Genomic DNA, 20,409 nt, shown 5'->3' with positions numbered 1-20,409 from the left:
AATTATTCCTGTGTCTTTTCCAGCTGACTCAGTGGGTTTAGTTACCCCGCAAAAGTTCCTTTTCGAAGAGCCATTAGAGCTCGAATGTGATCGAATTCTTCCACGTTTTGAACTTATGGTTGAAACTTACGGTGAACTTAATGCCGATAAGTCGAATGCTATTCTTATTTGTCATGCATTATCGGGGCATCATCACGCTGCGGGTTATCATCATGAAGATGATAAAAAACCAGGTTGGTGGGATGCTTGTATTGGCCCAGGTAAAGCAATTGATACTTCAAAATTCTTTGTCGTTGCACTCAATAATATTGGTGGATGTAGTGGCTCTACAGGCCCGACATCACCAAATCCCGAAAATGAAAACCGTCCATACGGCCCAGACTTTCCCCTTGTAACAGTTCGTGACTGGGTAAAAACGCAAGCCTTACTGTCGGATCGTTTAGGCATTGATGTTTGGTATTCGGTTATTGGTGGTTCTTTGGGTGGCATGCAAGCTTTGCAATGGTCTGTCGATTATCCAGATCGCCTGCAAAAATGCGTGATTATTGCCAGTGCACCAAAACTATCTGCACAAAATATTGCATTTAACGAAGTTGCACGTCAGTCAATTTTGTCAGATCCAGACTTCCACAACGGACGCTATTTAGAAAATGATAGCTATCCTAAACGTGGTTTAATTTTGGCTCGTATGGTCGGACACATCACCTACTTGTCAGAAGAAGCAATGAAACAAAAATTTGGTCGTGACTTAAAGTCTGGCAAATTTATGTATGGTTTTGATGTTGAATTCCAAGTGGAAAGCTACTTACGCTATCAAGGTGAACAATTCAGCCGTAACTTCGATGCCAATACTTATTTAATTATGACCAAAGCCTTGGATTATTTTGATCCTGCTCGTGAATATGAACTTTCACTTAAAAATGCAATGGCAAATACCAAATGTAAGTTTTTAGTCGTTTCTTTTACGACAGATTGGCGTTTTACCCCTGCTCGTTCGCAAGAAATTGTAGATGCATTAATTAGCAACTTTAAACCTGTCAGCTACTTAGATATTGATGCAGAACAAGGTCATGACTCTTTCTTATTCCCTATTCCACTGTATGTGCAATCATTACGTGCATTTTTAGGTGGTGAAGAACACCTCCAAGCGACAAAGGAGGCTGTGTAATGCGTATCGATCATCAACTTGCTGAAAAGTGGATTAAGCCAGATTCCAGCGTTCTCGATTTGGGTTGTGGCGATGGTGAACTGCTTGCTCATATGAGCAAAAAGCACAATATTCGTGCATACGGATTAGAAATCGATCAAGAAAAGATTGCAATTGCAGTCAGTAGAGGGTTAAATATTGTTCAGCAGGACTTAAATTTAGGTTTAAGTCGATTTGCCGACCAGTCTTTTGACTATGTTGTCATGGCACAAGCTTTGCAAGCTGTAGATGCACCAGACGTATTATTACGAGATATGGTGCGCGTGGGGAAACAAGCTATTATTACATTCCCAAACTTTGCACATTGGAAGACCCGCTCTTTCCTTGCGCTTAAAGGGAAGATGCCTGTTTCAGAAGCTTTACCTTATATGTGGTATAACACCCCAAATATTCATTTATGTACTTTCCGAGACTTTGAAGCACTTTGTGCAGAAAATAATATTCGGATTATTAATCGACTTGCCGTAAATGGTAACCAAGAAGACAGTTTACTGAGTAAACATCTTCCTAATTTGTTTGGTGAAGTCGCAATTTATCGAGTGAGCGCTCTATGAAAAAACTATTATTAAGCACGACGCTACTGGTTGGACTTTTTAGCATACAAGCCCATGCAGATTATGTTTCACCGAAACCAACCGTTTCAAGCCAAGCAGCTCAATATTCAATTATGGATATTAACAGCCTCATTAAAGCTGCAAAATCAGGGCAACCTGGGGCACAATTTTACTTAGCGACTAAATACCAACAAGGTAAAGACGTTAAGCAAGATAATTCACAAGCTTATGCTTGGTACAAAGCTGCTGCCGACCAAGGTTTATCCCCTGCTCAACTGAATGTTGGACGTATGCTTGCAGATGGTATTGGCGTTCGTAAAGACGAATCTTTAGCACGTAAATACTTTGAAAAAGCAGCAAGTCATGGTGATAACCGTGCAAGTTTTAACTTAGCTATGATGGAAGAGCAAAAGAAAAATTACGTGGGTGCATATCAATGGTATGAACTTTCTACACGTGATGGCATGCTCGATAACAAAGTGATTACACTTTCTGAAGGTAAAAAAACTGCGTTAGCTGCGAACTTAACTCAAGATCAAATTCGTGCTGCACGTGACCGTGCGGACAAATGGATTCAAGCACAATAAGCTTCCATTTCATGTGAAAAAGCACCTTCGGGTGCTTTTTATTTACACATTTTAAACTTACAAATTTCATAAAAATGATTATTAATAAAGGCTTATACATCAAATAAATCTTACTTATTTTTACTTTGGATAAAAAATGAAAAATTATTCTATAGCTCTCCTAACTTTAAGTCTTTTGGTTTTAGTTGGTTGTGGTTCGACTGCTTCATGGAAAAAAAATGGCATATCTCGTTATGACATGCAAAATACTTTAGCCAAATGCCGATACGATGTTGGACTCGCTAAAGTGAATGCAAAAGAAAAGAAATCGATGGAAAATAATTGCATGATTTCACAAGGTTATCGCTTTAGAAAATAAAAGCACCGCAAGGTGTTTTTTTTCAAAAAAGATTTTTATTATTAGCTCTCAATGAGATTTCAAAATCCCCATCCCATTTCTGGATTGGATATATTCCTCTTTTCAACAAACTTGTTTCTAATTCTAACCAATTTAAATTAAATCTATTCGGGTAACAGAATTTTAGAATATCTCTAATGAAACTTTCACTTATAAAACTACTCTTAGGTATTAAAAAAACAAAACTACACCCTGTAGTACTTGTAGCATTTAATTTTAGTGCTAAATTTAATTGGGCTAACTCTAATAAAAAACCACTGTAATATCTTATTAATTTACTTTCAGTAGGTTTTCTAATGAAATTTTCATTTATCTTGATTTGCTCTTTAAAAAATAAATATTCTTTTTGATTTGAAAGTTTAAAATAATGAACTAATCGTGATTCTTGAACCCATGAATCACATATAAAAAATCCAAAATTATATTTCTCTGAAAACATTTCAATTAAAAAATACTCTAAATCCATATAGGCATCTGAGATACTCTGATTATACATTGAAGCGATAAAGTAAGAGTAATCGTAATCCATTTCAATTTTTATATTATTTGACATACAAATTACACTCTATTTTTTATAAAATACATACTAAAATAATTGTACAACATTAAGATTTTAATCCGCTAAAATAGTACTTTTCATTTTCAATTTCAGAGCATATTACAATGTCTTCTCAAGATTGGTTATCTCAAGGAACTCTCGTACTTGCGAGTAATAACAAAGGAAAAATCGCTGAGTTTGAAAAACTATTTGCAGAATTAAACCTTCCTGTAGAAGTTGTTGCACAAGGCAAACTCAATATTGAAGATGCTATTGAAGATGGCTTAAGCTTTGTAGAAAATGCAATTATTAAAGCCCGTCATGCATCTAAAATTTCAGGAAAACCTGCCATTGCAGATGATTCAGGTATTTGCGTTCCTGTATTAGGCGGTGCGCCTGGAATCTACTCTGCGCGTTATGCTGGTGAACATGGCGATGATGCTGCGAATAATGAAAAACTTTTAGCAGACTTAAAGCCATTGCGTAAAGATGGCGAAGCAATTGAAGCCATGTTTGTTTGCGTATTGGCTCTCGTTCAACATGCAGAAGATCCATTACCACAAATTTTCCAAGGCATTTGGAAAGGTGAAGTTTTAGAACAAGCGCGTGGTGAAAATGGTTTTGGATATGATCCTTTATTTTGGTTGTCTGAACTGAATATTTCTAGTGCGGAACTTTCTAAAGAAGAAAAAAACAAAATTAGCCATCGTGGTCAGGCAATGAAACTCTTCAAGCAAAGTTTAGCTGTTTAAATATGTTGTTTTGGCATTTAAAAGCCCTATTCATATAGGGCTTTTTTATTATTTTTAGATAAACACTTATAAAAAATGCAAAATCGCACCATAAATCAATACCAATACACAGCTCACAATCGTCCCTGCTGCAATATATCTTGCAGATTCACCTGTGCCTAAATAATGTGTTTCTAAAGCCACAATATTGGCTGCGGGCGGTAAACAAAATATTAAAAACATCACGCCTATATATTTTTCAATATGTGGAATTGGAACAAATAAATAGGTCAATCCACACAAAATTAAACCAACCGTAATTTTCATTGCAAAAACGTTTAGGCTACGAAGAATATCAGCCCAATAAACTTGGGTACGGCGCAACCACATGCCTAAAACACACATCCCCGTAAAACTCATTCCAACTTTTGCAACGCTGTATAACACATCTAAAATTTGATGATTTTGTAGATTCTGCATCCCTAAAATTCGACAAACAAGTGCAATCAACAAAGCAAATACAGGTGGTGAAAATAGAACTTTTCTTATCATTGAGGATAAAGCTTGTTGTTCCGTATTTAATGCAGTTACTGCCCAAATATTACCGAAAATAGATCCCCCACATATAAAGCGACCATAGGTGCACTAATTTCAGGGCCAAAAAGTGCCAAGGCAAAAGGAAAACCAAGCCATGCTAAATTAACATAGCTCACACATAGCGCACGAAGTTGATCTTTAAAAATATGTCTAAAGAAATAGAACATTAAGATGGCAACAGTAAAACTGAAAAGCATCAGGCTTAAACTACCCGCCTGATAAAAAACCATATTGTAAATAATGACAAATGGAATAAAGCAACGTGCCAATACGCTAGAAAATAGAGTTTTGAGCTGCGTAGAAAGTGAAACTGAAGCTAGTCCTAGTCCACATATAAAAGCAAAAAGTGGTAGAAGCAAAGCCACGATGTATTCCTGAGTTATTAAGTGTCTACATGCTAGCATCTTTTAGATTTTAGTTTGGAGGAACTCAATGAATCATTTGTATTAGTTACGCTTTTAAAATTGTAACTTCTAGTTCTGTGAGATCACCTTTAGGCTCATATTGCTGTTTTTCTTGCCACAACCATTTATCATTTTTCAATCTTAAAAAATTAGAACAACGCGTGCCGTAAACAGGACTTTGAATAAAAGTTGATGATAATAATTCTTCCATCTCTTGTTTAATGCCTGTTTGAGGCAATAATGACGTAGAAACTTTACGTTCATCTTCAAGCATATCCCAAACAGCGAACTCTAAAGCTTGTTCTGCGATATGCTGTTGTTGCATCAGTGGTAAAAATTCTTGAGTAAATCTTTTTCTTAAATGCCGTGTTTTTTCCCAATGTTCCGTCATTAATCCATTAGAAACCACATACACACCTTTTGCTAAAATTTGTGGTGCTTCACCACGATTACTCATATAAACCGCTTGATCTGCATGACCAAGAAAAAGATTAAAGCCCGCATAATCACACTGCGTTTTTTCTAAATTTTGTGCAAAACGAATTGGTGTTAAATCGGATTCTAAAAACTGTTGAATTAAGTGACCTCGAGAAGTTGGATATTTTATATGATCTGTTCCATCTCTAAAATTGGTAATAACTGCCCACCGTCCTGATGCAGTTATGCCCATCCATGTGCCACCCGATTGTAAATCTTGCCCTGCGATAATGGGACTATTTTCCCAAGTAGATAATTTTTTAGATGGACGGTGATAGAACTCATCTCTGTTTGAAATGAGACACAAAGGCGTATCTTCTAGAACATGCCAAGCAAAGGCAACAATGCACATATTTTAAACTCAAATTCTTTACACATTGAATGTACAACATTTTTCATATTATTCAGCTAAAATCTAGGCAAAACATAATGACAAGGAGCAGCAATGCTGACCTATCCAAATATCGACCCAGTTGCATTAGCACTGGGGCCTCTACAAGTTCATTGGTATGGACTGATGTATTTATTGGCATTTTTATTTGCTTGGGGACTTGCTACATACCGCTCTAAACAACGTGGTTGGACACCCGATATGGTCTCAGACCTCATATTTTATGGTGCTTTAGGTGTTGTTGTTGGTGGTCGTTTTGGCTATGTCTTCTTTTATGGCTTCGAGCAATTTTTACAAAATCCACTTTGGTTATTCCAAGTTTGGACAGGTGGCATGAGCTTCCACGGTGGCTTCTTGGGTGTGATGGTTGCAATGTTGTTCTGGTGTAAGAAATACCAAATGACATGGTTCCAGACTTTAGACTTTATTGCGCCATGTGTTCCGACAGGTTTGATGTTTGGTCGTTTTGGTAATTTCATTGGTGGTGAGCTTTATGGTCGCCCTGTAACAGATCCCAATTTTGCTTTGGGTATGATTTTCCCAACAGATCCATTACAACTGGTTCGACACCCCTCACAGCTATATCAAGCGATGTGTGAAGGTTTAATTCTATTTATTGTTTTATGGTGGTTCAGCACCAAGCCACGCCCTCGCTTTGCCGTATCTGCGCTATTTTTAATTGGCTATGGCATTGCACGCTTTGTTGTTGAATTCTTCCGTGAACCAGACAATGGTCAACTTTTTGTAGGTTGGATGAGTAAAGGACAATTCCTCACTGTACCAATGATTTTGATTGGTTTATGGATGCTTTGGTATGCCTATCAGAAAAAAATATACGACTGGGGTCCATTAAAAAATTCATAAAATATGCGAGGCAATTGCCTCGCTTTTTTATCTCTTATTTATGCTAAAGTGCTTCGTATCCGCTTATTTATTCAAATATTCCTATGCTCGAATTTTGGTTTAATCCTCAAATATCAATAATCAAAAAACTATTTCTCTTCATCAGCATTGCAATAGTGACAGGTGTTTTATATTGGATGGCACCACTTTCATTCGATGCTGTTCTGATGTTTTTAGGCACAGGAATTATTTTCCTTATTTGCCGTTATTGTAAAATTCATTTTACAGGGAAAAATCCAACTGGCTTACTTTACCGTCTATTCACTTGGATTCCCATTGCCTTAGTTCTTGCACTTATTTTTATGAACATGAAAAATGGTGAAATTTTATTGGCAGGCGCTCAAGGTATTGGATTTATGGCTTTGGCTATTTGCTTATTTTCACCATTATCACTTTTAAATCAAAGTTCAACTGAAAATAAAGAATCATCATAATGTTAGATTTTTGGTATTCAGAAAAATGCACACGTGAAATCAAACTTATTATTTGCATAATCACATGCGCAATTATTTATTACTTTTCAAACATAGAACAGCTGAATACATGGGCGGTCGGTTTTTCACTTGGGATTGGTGTATTCATTCATGTTCTGCACCATTTAAAATTAAAGCTAAATACTCACAATAAATATTCAAATGGCTTAAACATTATTGTTTTGAGCTTACCTATTATTGCCATTCTATTTTTAATTCAGTCCATTCCGCCTATCAATAAAATGATTCTGATAGTACAAAGCCTAGGTTTTGTAGGCCTAGGCTTCTTTATTGTATCGATTTACGAAAATCGTTCAAAACGCAGCTAAGTTTTTTAACTCAACTTATAATGCATCTTTGGCTAATCGATAATATTCATATGTCACTTTTTTATCTTTATAAACATCGTATGTACGCTGCTTAAAGTCAGACACCCAGTCTGAGCCTGAGTAACCCGCAATATGTCCATAAGAATGCTGAGAAGTTGCCTTAATAATATAGATATCACCTTTTTTAGGCTTTTCAAATTGAGGCATAATTTTAGTAAAACCTAACTTCTGTAAGGTATTTCCCCAGTCCGATGCAGCCACAGGATGTTTTTCAATTTTAGCGCCTGAATCTTGTAAAGCAACACGAATGCTTTTTGCACACTTTTGTGTACTTGTTGTTCTTGTAATACTCGCTAATAGCTGACTAAATTTACTAATATCAATTTGAGTAAAATTTCTTGGTTTTGCTGCCGCTTTCTGTGCCGCATTTGATTTACGCAAATACGCTTCGTAATCTGCATTTCTGTTTGTATAAGCACTATCTGCGCCTAAGTTGTATTGTGCCGCAGGAGCATCCATCCCCTGATGACTAATATAACTTACATCCCCAGCCATAACTTCCTCTAAACTCTTAAATTCAACGCGATATCTTTTAAATTGATGAAATATAATGCTATTTCAAAACCTATGGGCAACGATACTACCGTGATTTTTCCATTTTTTTAAGCAAATAAATGTAACTTCATATCATTTAATAAACATTTGATATAAATAACATAATAATCCATATAAATTTCATGGGATTAAAAAACATCTTTCATTCAAAAATGAATTATTCCTCTAAAAATAAAGATGTAACAGTTTGTTTAAAATATTTAGATTCGATCTATTTCTCCAATGATCGCTATGAGAATAATCTTATTTACAAAACAATTGAGAATGATTACTATTTAATAAATGTTCAATCATTATACTTGGAGTATTCTCATGGTTTGTATTCAAAAGTTTGTAAATCGAAATCAGCGTACACTTAAAAAAACGCTCAGTTATTATTTTCTCCACATTACCGTTGCAATGCTTGTTGGTTACGTTGTCACTGGAAACCTTTGGATGGCACTGACTTTAAGTTTGCTTGAACCCACTGTTCAGGCTGTTGCATTCTTTTTCCATGAAAAAGTTTGGGATAAAAAAACAGAACTTTTAAAAGAAGAAGCGAAAGCCTAAAACTATATTTCTTTGAATACTCCAAGTAAAAAAGATCACATTAATGTGATCTTTTATTTTATCTATATCGCTATAAAAAGTATTCCAATTCGCATTTGGTATAAATTTATTTTATAATTAATGAGTAATTTTATAACCAAAATATCCTTATGAATCTAGCTGCATTTGAAGCCTTTGTTAAGGTCATGGAAACTGGCTCTATCTCCCAAGCTGCCGAACATCTTTTTATTACCCAACCAGCGGTCACTAAACGTATTCACAGTTTAGAAGATTATTTTGGCGTAAAGCTTTTTGAATCGGCTGGTCGTGGTGTTCAAGCCACACACGCAGCTCATTCTCTTTTACCTAAAGTGAAAAGTTGGCTAAATGAGTTAGGTGATATTCACCATACTCTTAGTCATGAACAAGATCAGGTACAAGGCAAACTAAAAATTGGTACAAGTCACCACATAGGCTTACATCATTTACCTAACCACTTAAAACAGTATGCGCAAAATTTTCCTCAAGTAAAACTCGATGTCCATTTTGTCGATTCTGAACAAGCGCATGAACAAGTCTTAGCAGGTGATTTAGAATTAGCATTCCTTACGCTCCCACCACAAGGTGATGAACGCCTTTCATATGTCACCATTTGGAATGATCCTCTTGTTTTTGTTGCAGCGCCATTTCATCCTTTGGCTGAGCAAGAAAATCTTAAATTAGAAGATCTGATTCAGTATCCAAGTTTATTACCTGCAGCGCAAACCTATACCAGTCAAATCACTTTGGCAGAATTTGAAAAACAAGGTTTAAAACCTAAAATCACCATGAGCAATAACCCACTTGAATCTATTCGAATGCTCGCTTCAATTGGTTTAGGTTGGTCTGTTTTACCTCAAACACTTGTTAATCATGATTTAAAACAATTAGACATTAAACTTGAGATGAATCGACAATTAGGTATGGTTTGGCACCCAGGTCGTACGCAATCGAAAGCTGTTCAAAAGCTCATTGAAATGATGAAATAAAAAAAGCCACCTTTTGGGTGGCTTTTCTAATTTTAGGACTTATTCACACACTTAAATAAATTAAAATCACAAAAACAATCAACAGTCCCCACGCAGCAATTGAATTTATTCCCCCTTTTTCAACAAGAGCCTCTTCAATATTAGATGGATGATTTTCACTGATAGTTTTTATTCTTTTTTCCACAAAATACTTATAAAGCGCATTTCCACCTAATCCCATGGTTACCGCTAATCCTGTCGATATTGCACGATCTATAGATTCTGAAATTTCAAAAATTGTCGTGACTATTCCTGAGGTAAATACAAAAGCAATATAAAAAGCACCATAAGCATACATCTTGCGGTAAAACAACCAAATAGGACCTAGAAAAAATGCCCCTATATTAAAACCCGCCATTTGTTTCTTTGGCGTAATTTGCTCAAATTTTTCCTTGTAATACTTTTCATATTTTTCGCCAACAAATAATGCCTTTTGATCATCATTAGCTACAGAGAGTTTGCCTGATGTTGGAAATGGCGGTGGCACGTTATTTTCCCCAAATGACATAATTATTCCTTTTTCTAATAAAATAAATGCAATAAAAAAGCCTTTATTCAAATTCCCTATATTGGGTTCATTTAAAAACTAAGCTGATATAAGCAAACTTACTTCGCCTTCACCAATGAATCTTCATGTAAAGATTCATTCAATTGATCGACAATTAAAGCCCACGAACCATCTGACTTAATTTTTTCTGCTAAAAATTGACGCTGTCCTTCACTCCAATAATCGGCTTCAGTAATTTTAGTATTAGCATTCAATTGATGCGTCACAATAAATAAGGCAATCGCCTCTTCACTTGAGTCTAAGCCGAGTTGTTCAAAAAGATTGGTCATTCTTGGTTGTACTGTCATGCTGTTATCCGCCCAATTATTTTCATTCTTAGCTTAAACATACCATTTCCATTTCAAAAATAAATCATCTTTTTGTGCCAAAAGTTGATACAAAAAAAACAGCACCAAAGTGCTGTCCATTAAAACATGAGGTTTAAATTGACCAATCTTGAATGACCCAACCTTGCTCGACTGCCAAAGTTTCTAACCGATCATCTGGATTCACCGCAATAGAATGATCTGCATATTCCAATAAAAATCTATCATTAATAGAGTCTGAATATGCCCAAGATTCATCTACTTCACGTCCGTCTAACCATTGATCTAAACGTGTCAATTTACCTTGTTGATAACACGGCGTATTAATGACTTTTCCCGTGTATTTTCCATCAACAACTTCTGCATTGGTTGCAATAATTTCTGTAATACCAAATTCACGAAAAATAGGTGCCGTAATAAAATCTGAAGTGGCTGTAATACCAACAAGTTGGTGACCTGCATCTTTATGGCGTTGAATGGCTTTAAAACCCTCAGGGCGCATTTGAGGGCGAATCACCTTTTCCATAAACAATTGATGTAAATCAGTTAAATATTGATTATCGTGCTGAGTCAAAAATTCAAATACAAATTCATTATATGCAATTGAGTCTAACTGCCCTGCTTTATAATCTTCATAAAATTTATTGTTCATTTCACGATGACGAATTGGGTCGACTAAGCCTTCATTGACTAGAAACTCTCCCCAGGAATGGTCTGAATCTGTATTAAGTAAGGTGTGATCGAGATCAAATAGCGCCAATTTCATGAAAATACTCGTAAAAACTGAAATTTAAGAAAAAAATTGTAAATCTATCTCCGCTAGTCGATAGAAATTCGTTAAGATCATAGCAATTTTAACATTTTTAAACTTTGCTTTTTTCGAGTTGGATGAAAGAAATAACAATCCCCAAGAGCAAAGTCATAAATTACACATTATTTAGGTAGCCAAATGATCGACTCAGAAGGTTTCCGACCCAATGTCGGGATCATTTTGGCAAATGAGTTTGGACAAGTTTTATGGGCAAAACGCATTGGACACAATGCTTGGCAATTTCCACAAGGAGGAATCCAACTTGGAGAATCTCCCGAACAGGCACTTTATCGTGAGCTGAGAGAAGAAGTTGGCTTACTGCCCGAACATGTCGAAATTTTAGCGCAAACAACAGACTGGTTGCGTTATCGTTTGCCAAATCGATTTATTCGTACAGATTCAGACCCTGTATGCATTGGTCAAAAACAGAAGTGGTTTTTACTGAAACTCACGGCCTCGGTTCAGAATATTCAGTTAAATTTGTCAGATCCACCTGAGTTTGATCAATGGCAATGGGTAAGTTATTGGTATCCATTAGGACAAGTTGTAAATTTTAAGCGAGATGTTTATCGCCAAGCGATGATTGAGTTGTGTGAACAACTTCCATTCAAAAAACCTTAAAAAATCGCATATTTATGCAGATTTTTTAGCCAAGTATTGTTATAAATAGACTGAAACTATAATTCTATAAGGAGCAGGCTCAATGTCGAATATGCAACTGGATACACTAAGACGTATTGTTCAAGAGATCAATGCGTCAACCAGCTTGCATGAATCTTTAGACATTATGGTCAATCAAGTGGCTGATGCCATGCATGTTGATGTCTGCTCTATTTATTTACTCGATGAACGTAACCAACGTTATTTACTAATGGCTTCTAAGGGTTTAAACCCTGAATCAGTGGGTCATGTATCGTTACATACGGGTGAAGGTCTTATTGGTCTGGTTGGGCAACGTGAAGAAATTGTCAATTTAGACAATGCGCCTAAACATGAACGCTTTCTTTATGTTCCTGAAACAGGCGAAGAAATTTATAACTCATTCCTTGGCGTACCTGTGATGTATCGTCGTAAAGTAATGGGCGTTTTAGTCGTTCAAAATAAAGAACCTCACGATTTTAGTGAAGCGGCTGAATCATTCCTTGTAACTTTATGTGCACAACTTTCAGGGGTAATTGCCCATACGCATGCCGTTGGCACTATCGATGTTTTCCGTAAACCAAGTAATTTACCTGCGTATAAAACATTCCAAGGTGTTTCAGGTTCTGGTGGTATTGCACTTGGTCGAGCTGTGGTTTTATATCCACCTGCAGACTTAGCCGCTGTTCCTGACCGTGAAGCGGATGACATTAGCGAAGAACTCGATTTGCTTGATCAAGCATTAGCTTCTGTTCGCAATGAAATTCAATCTCTTGATGATAAAATGCAAGATGCCTTAATGGCTGAAGAGCGTGCTTTGTTTAGCGTGTTCTTACGTATGTTAGATGAAAATGCCCTACCTGCCGAAATTAAAGAATTCATTCGAGATGGTAATTGGGCGCAAGGTGCAGTACGTATTGTTATTGATAAGCATATTGCGCTATTTGCACAAATGGAAGATGACTATTTACGTGAACGTGTTTCAGACCTCAAAGATTTAGGTCGACGGATTCTTGCTTATTTACAAGAAGCAGATTCAAGTCATCGTGAACTCACCGATGAAAGTATTTTAATTGGCGAAGAAATTTCAACAGCCGCATTGGTTGAACTTCCTGTCGATAAAATTGCTGCCATTGTGACCACCGAAGGTGCAATGAATTCACATATGGTGATTGTGGCACGAGCGCTTGGAATTCCAACGGTTGTTGGTGTAACAGAATTACCAATTAATACCCTTGATGATGTCGAGATGATTGTCGATGCACATCAAGGACGTGTATTTACCAATCCGCCTCGACGCTTACGTTCTCGCTATAAAGAAATTCAAAAAGAAGAAGAACTTATTGCCAAAGATTTAAAACAGTACGAAACCAAAGATGCAATCACCCCTGATGGTGTTGCTGTTCGTTTGTTTGTAAATACAGGTTTAATGATAGATGTTGTCCGTGGCGTACAACGCGGTGCAAAAGGTGTCGGTTTATATCGTTCTGAAATTCCTTTCATGCTACGTGACCGCTTCCCAGGTGAAGAAGAACAACGTGCCATCTATCGTCAACAATTAAGTCATTTCGCCAATAAACCTGTCGTTATGCGTACGTTGGATATTGGTGCAGATAAAGACTTACCTTATTTCTCTATTGAAGAAGAAAACTCAGCTTTAGGATGGCGCGGTATTCGTTTCACGCTCGATCACCCTGAAATTTTCTCTTCACAAATTCGTGCCATGCTTAAAGCGAGTATTGGGCTAAATAACTTACATATTCTTTTACCAATGATCACAAGTGTAAGTGAAGTTGAAGAAGCATTGTATTTATTGGAACGAGACTGGATTGCAGTTCAGGAAGAAGAACAAGTCAAAATCAATAAACCCAAAATTGGCATTATGGTTGAAGTACCAAGTGTACTTTTACAAATTGAAGAATTTGCTGAATTGGTCGATTTTTTCTCTGTGGGTTCAAATGATTTAACCCAGTATTTATTAGCTGTTGACCGTAATAATCCTCGCGTTGCCAATGTATATTCGAACTACCACCCTGCTGTTTTACGTGCTTTAACGCGTTTGGTGAAAGAATGTCACACCTATGAAAAGCCAATTAGTTTATGTGGAGAAATGGCAGGTGATCCTTTATCTGCAACACTATTAATGGCAATGGGCTTTAATACGCTTTCGATGAGTTCGAGTAATATCTTACGAGTTCGCAAAGCCATTTGTCATATTCCAATGACCGATGCACAGGAATTATTAGAACGTGCTTTAAAAATGGATAATCCGCTTATTGTAAAAAGTATGATGGAATATTATTTTAAAACGCATGGTTTGGAAGATATGGTGAAGGCGTCTACACGTATTGTAAGTGCTTAATTTTTTAAACGATAGAAAAGTTAAAGAAAGAAAAAGGGAGATAATCATTTGAATATCTCCCTTTTTTGTGTTTTGAATAACCACGTTTTGCATCTTTCTTTCGATCTACAAAAGTTTGGCTTTTGTTGAAATCATTCATGTGTTTTGCCACAAAGTTATGAATCATAACATCTGGCATTTGCTTTTTCTTTGCCATGTTCTTTAACCTATTTTTTAATTAAACATCTAGATGATGTTGTGCATATATTGCGCTTATTTTTATAAATTTCAAGCCCACATGTACCAATATTCATAATGCGTGAATATTTTTGCCAATTACATTAAATGAATTATGAATACATCCAATGATGTAACCGTAATATCTAACGACTCTTAACATATCAACCACGTCATAAAATAAATAAATATATTAAAAAAACACATATAAACAACGCTTTATTTTTATCGAACTTTCCACTTATCAGTAAGATTTTTTTCAATTGGTCAAAAGCTCATTTTAAGCCTACAGTGTAGTAAGTACATTATTTATGAGTGCTTTTGGCAATGAAAGCTTACTTATAAATTTATACAATTAAGATGAATTTAATATGCGTTATAGCAACTAAATAACCTAAAAATTCAAAGCTGTACTCCTTTACAAAACATATAAAGTTCACCTATTTAAAGCGTGATATTTATATAGAAAGCAACATCACTTTGTAGCAGACACTTTTTAAAATTAACGGAGAAGCGAAATGAGCCAAGATCCAAAAAAATGTCCTGTATCCCACCTTACAACCGCTTTTGGTGCACCAGTAGTAGACAACCAAGACAGTTTAACGGCAGGTGCTCGTGGACCGCTTTTAGCTCAAGACTTGTGGTTAAATGAAAAACTAGCAAATTTCGTACGCGAAGTGATTCCTGAGCGTCGTATGCATGCAAAAGGCTCTGGTGCTTTCGGTACATTTACCGTGACCCAAGATATTACAAAATATACTCGTGCTAAAATTTTCAGTGAAGTAGGTAAAAAAACTGAAATGTTTGCACGTTTCACAACTGTAGCGGGCGAACGTGGTGCTGCCGATGCTGAACGTGATATTCGTGGTTTTGCCTTAAAATTCTACACAGAAGAAGGCAACTGGGACATGGTGGGTAATAACACACCAGTATTCTTCTTACGTGACCCACGTAAATTCCCAGACTTAAACAAAGCGGTTAAACGCGATCCAAAAACAAACTTACGTAGCGCAACATACAACTGGGATTTCTGGACACTTCTTCCTGAAGCATTCCACCAAGTAACGATTGTAATGTCTGATCGTGGTATTCCTGCAAGCTACCGTCATATGCATGGTTTTGGTAGCCACACATACAGCTTTATTAATGATAAAAATGAACGTTTTTGGGTGAAATTCCACTTCAAAACTCAGCAAGGCATTAAGAACTTAACCAATGCAGAAGCGGAAGCAATTATTGGTAAAGATCGTGAAAGTCATCAAAAAGATTTATTCGATGCTATCGAAAAAGGTGACTTCCCGAAATGGAAAATGTACGTTCAGATTATGCCTGAACTTGATGCTGAAAAAGTTCCATATCATCCATTTGACTTAACAAAAGTTTGGCCGCATGGTGATTACCCTCTTATTGAAGTTGGTGAGTTTGAACTCAACAAAAACTCTGAAAACTTCTATTTAGATGTTGAACAATCTGCATTTGCACCAAGTAATCTTGTTCCTGGTATTGGTGTATCTCCTGACCGTATGCTTCAAGCACGTTTATTTAACTATGCCGATGCTCAGCGTTACCGTTTAGGTGTGAATTATCAACAAATTCCTGTAAACGCAGCACGTTGCCCTGTTCATTCGAATCATCGTGATGGTCAAGGTCGTGTAGATGCTAACTATGGTGGTTTACCACACTACGAACCAAACAGCTTTGGTCAGTGGCAGCAACAACCTGAATATAAAGAGCCACCGCTTAAAATTTCAGGCAATGCAGATCACTGGGATTATCGTCAAGATGATAATGACTACTTCAGCCAACCGCGTGCATTGTTCAACTTAATGACAGATGAACAAAAGCAAACATTGTTCAGTAACACAGCAGATGGTATGGGCGATGCTTTAGACTTCATCAAATATCGTCATATTCGTAACTGTTATGCATGTGACCCTGCATATGGCGAAGGTGTTGCAAAAGCATTAGGTATGACTGTCGCAGATGCTCAAGCAGCACGTGATTCTGATCCTGGTCGTAATAATTCAGGTTTCCTTTAATTTCTAATTTATAGAGATTAAAAAATAAAAAACCACCTTTCGAGGTGGTTTTTTATTACTGTTATTTCTTAAACAATAATCTTTTTACCTTCACGAATACAATAAAACGGATTTACTAATTTAGATGAGTTTTTCATTGCCTTGTGCAAGTCTTCCTCAGGCTGATCTCGGCTTTCATCCGTCAATTGAAAAGTACGATAATGTATAGCAAGAGAGCATTTTGCATGTAAGTCCTTATGCGCTTGAAATGCATCTTCAGGGTTCATATGCATGTAACGCAAAATATGACGTGGCTCATAAGCGCCTATAGGTAACAACGCAATTCTTGGGGCACCAAGCTTTTGCTTAATTTCTTTAAAGTGTGTTGCATACCCTGTATCACCTGCAAAATAACAATGATCTTTTCCATTTGAAATAGAGAAACCACCCCATAACGCACTATTTTGATCTCTAAAACCACGTCCAGAACCATGTTGTGCTGGTGTATATACAATATTAAGTTCATTAAATGAAATGGATTCCCACCAATCTAATTCAGTCACATTGAACTCATCAGGCAGGTAATATCCATTTCCTAATCCCGTATAAATCATCATACCAAACTTTTCATGCAACCATTTGAGTGTGGCAATATCCATATGATCGTAGTGATTATGACTGAGTAACACACCATGAATTTCGGGTAAGTCTTCTAAGCGGATACCAGCAGGACAAACACGTCGAGGTCCCACTCCCTGCTTCGGACTTGCATAATCAGACCATACTGGATCTGTTAAAAAATTATATGGACCAATCTTAATGAGCGCTGTTGCATGACCAATAAACCAGACATTCCAATCATCTAAACTTGCATGGGGTCTTGACTCTGGCAAGCTTATAATAGATTTATAAAATGCTTCATATTCATGCTGAATATCCACATTCCAAGTATGAGACTTACGGGTTATTAACCATTTATATAAATCTGTACGTGACGGCTTATCAGATGAATGCCCTACATTAAAAAAGCGTTCACCATTAAAATGCTCTGAATTGAGAAAATCAAATTTCGGCTGTTGCCATAAATGTGACCAGCTTGTTTCAGTGGTTAAATGAGTGCTTTGATTCTTTTCAGTCATGTTTGGGCAACTAGAAGATTTATACAAGGTTAATACACCTCCACTTTCTTTACATACAATGTTAATTCGTCGTTAGAGATGTTTCTTTTACAATCATAATAACCAAAACACCAAGACCAACTCTTGTGAGTTTTTGTTTCTTTTTTAGTGGTTTAGATAAATAAAGCTGATACAAAGCCCAATGTCTTTTACAGAGATAAGACTTATCAATATGCTCTTTTCATCCTTTCAGTTATTACAAATAGTTCCAAAATTTAAAAAAGTAATACCTTTAAAGGTATATGTACTCATGTTCTCACTATTCAGAGTCATAGGTATAGTTAACCTAAAAGAAGTATGACAACTGCATATAAAAATACAGCTTAACAAGGTAAATATTTGATTAAAATAAAATAATAAAAAATCACCAGAAACATCCAGAAACATCCAGAAACTAAAAACCCAACAACAAATGGCAAATAAAAGCCATTAAAGTGCTTTTACTAAATCATTCTTAAATACTTATATTTTTAATATTTAAACACTATGACTAAGCCACCATTCTTTAGTCGTTAAGTACCATAATAAACTTCACTATATTTTCAGTTGTAGACTATACTCGAATAGATATATAAGACTTTTTTTAGATTAATCGCTAGGGCTGTGATATGGAATTACGTCATCTTCGATACTTCATTACTGTTGCTGAAGAACTGAACTTTAGTAAGGCAGCACTCAAGCTTTACACTGCACAGCCATCGCTTAGTCAACAAATCAAAGACCTAGAAGAAGATGTTGGCGTAAAACTTTTAAATCGCACAAAACGCAAAGTTGAACTCACAGAAGAAGGTGCTGTTTTCCTTGAACAAGCTCGATTAACACTAGCTCAGGCAGACAAAGCCGTGGCAATGGCACGTCAGGTTTCACAAGCCAAACAACAAATGCTACGAATTGGCTTTGTCCCCGTAGCTGAAATGAAAATTTTCCCATATGTATTACCAGGCCTACGTGTTCAAAGCCCAGATTTGAAAATTGAGCTACTTAGCCAAAACAATAATGAACAAATGAAATTATTGAAAAAAGGGGATCTTGATGTCACCTTTACGCGTCATAATTTCAGCAGTGAAGAAATTGAAAGTGTTTTTGTTTTAAGAGAACCTTTAATGTTCATTCTGCCTAAAGACCATCCTTTAGCAGAATATGACCGAATTCCAATTAAAGCTTTGAATGGTTTAGATTTTATTATTCCATCTGTAGAGCAATCACATACGCTTCATCATGCAATTCTAGATTTTGCAAAAGCCCAGAATATTGAATTGAATATTGTACAAACTGCCGACAATATTCTTTTTAATATCAACTCCATTGGCATGGGACTTGGTTGCACAATTCTACCAGGTTACATCACCCCTCTTGCGATGAGTAACTCCGTAATTCGTCCACTTAGTGTTGAACTACCTCAAATTGATTTATATGTGAGTTATCGCAAAAATAATACCTCGATTGCAGTACAAAAATTCATGGAACTACTGAGCAAAGTTTTTTATCTTAACTTTGATTCAAAATCATAATTTCCGGCTTATTTTCCACATAAAAAAAGCACGATTACAGTATCAATAATCGTGCTTTTTTTATATTAGGAATGACTAAATTTCCGATGTGTTTTATTTTATGTTCAATCTTAAAATGATCTCACTGTAAAATGAGCAAATGCCCTTTATCAGGCTTTCATTGATATAAAAAACAAAAACGTAGGTTGCCTAAACATTCAAACGAGTATGCATAAAAACTATATCGCTTGCTGAGTTTTAATCTGATGAACTAAAAATTCATGTAATTCTTTAACATCTTGAGCAATTGTTAAAGGCTCAAATAGAGTCAGCGTTTCTACAGTATGAACACCATAAGTAACACCAACTCGAGGCATTACAATATTTCGTGCCATTTCTAAATCGTAAGATGTATCACCCACCATAATGGCATTTTCAGCAGAGATACCTGTTTCAGTCAGAATTTCCGACAGCATTAATGGATCGGGTTTAGATTTAGTTTCACTCGCAGCACGAGTTGCAATAAACAAATCAACACTTTGCGTTTTTGCCAAAACACGATCTAAGCCACGACGGCTTTTCCCTGTTGCAACTGCTAGTAGAACACCCAATTGTTTAAGCTCTTGTAGCATTTCAGCTACGCCATCAAACCATACATCGCCCTTTGAATTTTCGACATAATGATCGCCATAACATTTTAAAATTTCATCATGTAATTCAGGAACAGCTGGAAATAATACTTGTGCTACCTCAGGTAAGCCTAAACCAATAATACTTTTCGCAGCATCATTTGTTAAAGGTTGATTAAACTGCTGAGCCGCATATTTCAAACTTGCGACAATTTGCCCCACCGAATCAAATAATGTTCCATCCCAATCGAAAATAACGAGTTTTACAGGTGATGTCATACATAATTTCCTAATGTTGATTCGGTTTTAAACTGAAGTGCAAATGAGAGGTCGATTGCTTTAATCTCCCTCAAACCCACCTTCAATAAAGATGGGGCGTTTTTTCTACTTAAACA

The 20,409-nt window shown here is 36.2% G+C and carries 23 protein-coding genes and 1 pseudogene; 14 read left to right on the top strand and 10 right to left on the bottom strand.

Going from position 1 to position 20,409, the window contains the following annotated elements; translation table 11 throughout:
* The first annotated feature begins 10 nt into the window (after positions 1 to 10).
* From metX to GTK57_RS07965, 4 genes are all read left to right on the top strand, one after another.
* Positions 11 to 1,168, top strand: a complete 1,158-nt coding sequence (gene metX / locus GTK57_RS07980; RefSeq protein WP_163122444.1) for a homoserine O-succinyltransferase MetX — start codon at positions 11 to 13, stop codon at positions 1,166 to 1,168.
* Positions 1,168 to 1,761, top strand: coding sequence for a methionine biosynthesis protein MetW (gene metW / locus GTK57_RS07975; RefSeq protein WP_152874697.1), 594 nt, complete (start codon positions 1,168 to 1,170; stop codon positions 1,759 to 1,761). Before metX ends, metW begins: the two co-directional genes overlap by 1 nt.
* A complete protein-coding gene (locus GTK57_RS07970; RefSeq protein ID WP_163122441.1) occupies positions 1,758 to 2,348 on the top strand; it encodes a tetratricopeptide repeat protein in 591 nt (196 codons plus the stop codon). Before metW ends, GTK57_RS07970 begins: the two co-directional genes overlap by 4 nt.
* Positions 2,349 to 2,484: 136 nt before the next feature.
* Complete coding sequence (locus tag GTK57_RS07965; RefSeq protein ID WP_152874699.1) at positions 2,485 to 2,706, top strand: hypothetical protein; 222 nt, start codon at positions 2,485 to 2,487, stop codon at positions 2,704 to 2,706.
* Positions 2,707 to 2,728: 22 nt separating this feature from the next.
* Here the strand turns inward: GTK57_RS07965 and GTK57_RS07960 are convergent, their stop codons facing one another.
* Positions 2,729 to 3,298, bottom strand: coding sequence for a hypothetical protein (locus GTK57_RS07960; RefSeq protein WP_163122438.1), 570 nt, complete (start codon positions 3,296 to 3,298; stop codon positions 2,729 to 2,731).
* A 110-nt stretch (positions 3,299 to 3,408) separates the two neighbouring features.
* Here GTK57_RS07960 and rdgB point away from each other — a divergent pair, with 110 nt between their 5' ends.
* The gene (gene rdgB, locus GTK57_RS07955) at positions 3,409 to 4,035 is read left to right on the top strand and encodes an RdgB/HAM1 family non-canonical purine NTP pyrophosphatase (RefSeq protein WP_163122435.1); all 627 of its coding nucleotides are present in this window, start codon (positions 3,409 to 3,411) and stop codon (positions 4,033 to 4,035) included.
* Between the two features lie 66 nt (positions 4,036 to 4,101).
* Here rdgB and GTK57_RS07950 read toward each other — a convergent pair.
* Positions 4,102 to 4,976, bottom strand: a pseudogene (locus GTK57_RS07950) (permease).
* Positions 4,977 to 5,061: 85 nt separating this feature from the next.
* The gene (locus GTK57_RS07945; protein WP_163122432.1) at positions 5,062 to 5,844 is read right to left on the bottom strand and encodes an NRDE family protein; all 783 of its coding nucleotides are present in this window, start codon (positions 5,842 to 5,844) and stop codon (positions 5,062 to 5,064) included.
* Positions 5,845 to 5,937: 93 nt separating this feature from the next.
* Between GTK57_RS07945 and lgt the strand changes: the two genes are divergently transcribed.
* From lgt to GTK57_RS07930, 3 genes are all read left to right on the top strand, one after another.
* Entirely contained in the window at positions 5,938 to 6,747 is an 810-nt protein-coding gene (gene lgt / locus GTK57_RS07940; protein ID WP_163122429.1) for a prolipoprotein diacylglyceryl transferase, read from the top strand.
* Positions 6,748 to 6,830: 83 nt separating this feature from the next.
* On the top strand, positions 6,831 to 7,220 hold the full coding sequence (locus tag GTK57_RS07935) for a hypothetical protein (protein ID WP_152874705.1): 390 nt from the start codon (positions 6,831 to 6,833) through the stop codon (positions 7,218 to 7,220).
* Complete coding sequence (locus GTK57_RS07930; RefSeq protein ID WP_163122426.1) at positions 7,220 to 7,588, top strand: hypothetical protein; 369 nt, start codon at positions 7,220 to 7,222, stop codon at positions 7,586 to 7,588. The genes GTK57_RS07935 and GTK57_RS07930 overlap by 1 nt, the downstream gene beginning before the upstream one ends.
* A gap of 15 nt (positions 7,589 to 7,603) precedes the next feature.
* Here the strand turns inward: GTK57_RS07930 and GTK57_RS07925 are convergent, their stop codons facing one another.
* Positions 7,604 to 8,143 carry a hypothetical protein gene (locus tag GTK57_RS07925; RefSeq protein WP_228720298.1) on the bottom strand — a complete coding sequence of 180 codons (540 nt, stop codon included), beginning with the start codon at positions 8,141 to 8,143 and terminating at the stop codon, positions 7,604 to 7,606.
* Between the two features lie 366 nt (positions 8,144 to 8,509).
* On the opposite strand from GTK57_RS07925, the gene GTK57_RS07920 reads away from it, so the two are divergent.
* Positions 8,510 to 8,752: a DUF2061 domain-containing protein gene (locus GTK57_RS07920; RefSeq protein WP_171522161.1), complete on the top strand. Its 243-nt coding sequence runs from the start codon at positions 8,510 to 8,512 to the stop codon at positions 8,750 to 8,752.
* Between the two features lie 149 nt (positions 8,753 to 8,901).
* Positions 8,902 to 9,759 carry a LysR family transcriptional regulator gene (locus GTK57_RS07915; RefSeq protein ID WP_163122423.1) on the top strand — a complete coding sequence of 286 codons (858 nt, stop codon included), beginning with the start codon at positions 8,902 to 8,904 and terminating at the stop codon, positions 9,757 to 9,759.
* 43 nt (positions 9,760 to 9,802) lie between these two features.
* On the opposite strand, the gene GTK57_RS07910 is transcribed toward GTK57_RS07915, so the two are convergent.
* The 3 genes from GTK57_RS07910 to GTK57_RS07900 form a co-directional block, all read right to left on the bottom strand.
* Positions 9,803 to 10,357: a DUF2628 domain-containing protein gene (locus tag GTK57_RS07910; protein ID WP_163122420.1), complete on the bottom strand. Its 555-nt coding sequence runs from the start codon at positions 10,355 to 10,357 to the stop codon at positions 9,803 to 9,805.
* 47 nt (positions 10,358 to 10,404) lie between these two features.
* Complete coding sequence (locus GTK57_RS07905) at positions 10,405 to 10,653, bottom strand: DUF2789 family protein (RefSeq protein WP_187349134.1); 249 nt, start codon at positions 10,651 to 10,653, stop codon at positions 10,405 to 10,407.
* A gap of 133 nt (positions 10,654 to 10,786) precedes the next feature.
* On the bottom strand, positions 10,787 to 11,437 hold the full coding sequence (locus tag GTK57_RS07900) for an HAD family hydrolase (RefSeq protein ID WP_163122417.1): 651 nt from the start codon (positions 11,435 to 11,437) through the stop codon (positions 10,787 to 10,789).
* A gap of 183 nt (positions 11,438 to 11,620) precedes the next feature.
* Here GTK57_RS07900 and GTK57_RS07895 point away from each other — a divergent pair, with 183 nt between their 5' ends.
* Together GTK57_RS07895 and ptsP are read left to right on the top strand one after the other, a co-directional pair.
* A complete protein-coding gene (locus GTK57_RS07895; protein WP_152874711.1) occupies positions 11,621 to 12,103 on the top strand; it encodes an RNA pyrophosphohydrolase in 483 nt (160 codons plus the stop codon).
* A gap of 82 nt (positions 12,104 to 12,185) precedes the next feature.
* Entirely contained in the window at positions 12,186 to 14,483 is a 2,298-nt protein-coding gene (ptsP, locus tag GTK57_RS07890; protein WP_163122414.1) for a phosphoenolpyruvate--protein phosphotransferase, read from the top strand.
* A 4-nt stretch (positions 14,484 to 14,487) separates the two neighbouring features.
* Here the strand turns inward: ptsP and GTK57_RS07885 are convergent, their stop codons facing one another.
* Positions 14,488 to 14,679 carry a DUF7230 family protein gene (locus GTK57_RS07885; protein ID WP_163122411.1) on the bottom strand — a complete coding sequence of 64 codons (192 nt, stop codon included), beginning with the start codon at positions 14,677 to 14,679 and terminating at the stop codon, positions 14,488 to 14,490.
* 538 nt (positions 14,680 to 15,217) lie between these two features.
* Between GTK57_RS07885 and GTK57_RS07880 the strand changes: the two genes are divergently transcribed.
* Positions 15,218 to 16,738 (top strand): catalase, encoded by a 1,521-nt coding sequence (locus GTK57_RS07880; RefSeq protein ID WP_152874714.1) that lies wholly within the window; start codon positions 15,218 to 15,220, stop codon positions 16,736 to 16,738.
* A 68-nt stretch (positions 16,739 to 16,806) separates the two neighbouring features.
* On the opposite strand, the gene GTK57_RS07875 is transcribed toward GTK57_RS07880, so the two are convergent.
* Positions 16,807 to 17,856, bottom strand: coding sequence for an MBL fold metallo-hydrolase (locus tag GTK57_RS07875; RefSeq protein ID WP_152874715.1), 1,050 nt, complete (start codon positions 17,854 to 17,856; stop codon positions 16,807 to 16,809).
* Between the two features lie 647 nt (positions 17,857 to 18,503).
* On the opposite strand from GTK57_RS07875, the gene hcaR reads away from it, so the two are divergent.
* Positions 18,504 to 19,406 carry a DNA-binding transcriptional regulator HcaR gene (hcaR, locus tag GTK57_RS07870; protein ID WP_163122408.1) on the top strand — a complete coding sequence of 301 codons (903 nt, stop codon included), beginning with the start codon at positions 18,504 to 18,506 and terminating at the stop codon, positions 19,404 to 19,406.
* 218 nt (positions 19,407 to 19,624) lie between these two features.
* Here the strand turns inward: hcaR and GTK57_RS07865 are convergent, their stop codons facing one another.
* Entirely contained in the window at positions 19,625 to 20,293 is a 669-nt protein-coding gene (locus GTK57_RS07865) for an HAD-IIIA family hydrolase (protein ID WP_163122405.1), read from the bottom strand.
* Positions 20,294 to 20,409 lie beyond the last annotated feature (116 nt).

Origin of the sequence: Acinetobacter portensis, assembly GCF_010646905.1 — a bacterium.
In the GTDB taxonomy this organism is placed as follows: domain Bacteria; phylum Pseudomonadota; class Gammaproteobacteria; order Pseudomonadales; family Moraxellaceae; genus Acinetobacter; species Acinetobacter portensis.
This window is presented reverse-complemented; position numbering and strand designations above follow the sequence as displayed.

Excerpts from the sequence above, each read along its gene's own strand:
- ptsP (WP_163122414.1), top strand. The coding sequence starts at position 12,186 with ATGTCGAATATGCAACTGGATACACTAAGACGTATTGTTCAAGAGATC.
- GTK57_RS07935 (WP_152874705.1), top strand. The coding sequence starts at position 6,831 with ATGCTCGAATTTTGGTTTAATCCTCAAATATCAATAATCAAAAAACTA.
- GTK57_RS07875 (WP_152874715.1), bottom strand. The coding sequence starts at position 17,856 with ATGACTGAAAAGAATCAAAGCACTCATTTAACCACTGAAACAAGCTGG.
- rdgB (WP_163122435.1), top strand. The coding sequence starts at position 3,409 with ATGTCTTCTCAAGATTGGTTATCTCAAGGAACTCTCGTACTTGCGAGT.
- GTK57_RS07905 (WP_187349134.1), bottom strand. The coding sequence starts at position 10,653 with ATGACAGTACAACCAAGAATGACCAATCTTTTTGAACAACTCGGCTTA.
- GTK57_RS07970 (WP_163122441.1), top strand. The coding sequence starts at position 1,758 with ATGAAAAAACTATTATTAAGCACGACGCTACTGGTTGGACTTTTTAGC.
- hcaR (WP_163122408.1), top strand. The coding sequence starts at position 18,504 with ATGGAATTACGTCATCTTCGATACTTCATTACTGTTGCTGAAGAACTG.
- GTK57_RS07895 (WP_152874711.1), top strand. The coding sequence starts at position 11,621 with ATGATCGACTCAGAAGGTTTCCGACCCAATGTCGGGATCATTTTGGCA.
- GTK57_RS07900 (WP_163122417.1), bottom strand. The coding sequence starts at position 11,437 with ATGAAATTGGCGCTATTTGATCTCGATCACACCTTACTTAATACAGAT.
- GTK57_RS07930 (WP_163122426.1), top strand. The coding sequence starts at position 7,220 with ATGTTAGATTTTTGGTATTCAGAAAAATGCACACGTGAAATCAAACTT.
- GTK57_RS07885 (WP_163122411.1), bottom strand. The coding sequence starts at position 14,679 with ATGGCAAAGAAAAAGCAAATGCCAGATGTTATGATTCATAACTTTGTG.
- GTK57_RS07945 (WP_163122432.1), bottom strand. The coding sequence starts at position 5,844 with ATGTGCATTGTTGCCTTTGCTTGGCATGTTCTAGAAGATACGCCTTTG.
- GTK57_RS07880 (WP_152874714.1), top strand. The coding sequence starts at position 15,218 with ATGAGCCAAGATCCAAAAAAATGTCCTGTATCCCACCTTACAACCGCT.
- GTK57_RS07865 (WP_163122405.1), bottom strand. The coding sequence starts at position 20,293 with ATGACATCACCTGTAAAACTCGTTATTTTCGATTGGGATGGAACATTA.
- GTK57_RS07915 (WP_163122423.1), top strand. The coding sequence starts at position 8,902 with ATGAATCTAGCTGCATTTGAAGCCTTTGTTAAGGTCATGGAAACTGGC.
- lgt (WP_163122429.1), top strand. The coding sequence starts at position 5,938 with ATGCTGACCTATCCAAATATCGACCCAGTTGCATTAGCACTGGGGCCT.
- GTK57_RS07965 (WP_152874699.1), top strand. The coding sequence starts at position 2,485 with ATGAAAAATTATTCTATAGCTCTCCTAACTTTAAGTCTTTTGGTTTTA.
- GTK57_RS07960 (WP_163122438.1), bottom strand. The coding sequence starts at position 3,298 with ATGTCAAATAATATAAAAATTGAAATGGATTACGATTACTCTTACTTT.
- GTK57_RS07925 (WP_228720298.1), bottom strand. The coding sequence starts at position 8,143 with ATGGCTGGGGATGTAAGTTATATTAGTCATCAGGGGATGGATGCTCCT.
- metW (WP_152874697.1), top strand. The coding sequence starts at position 1,168 with ATGCGTATCGATCATCAACTTGCTGAAAAGTGGATTAAGCCAGATTCC.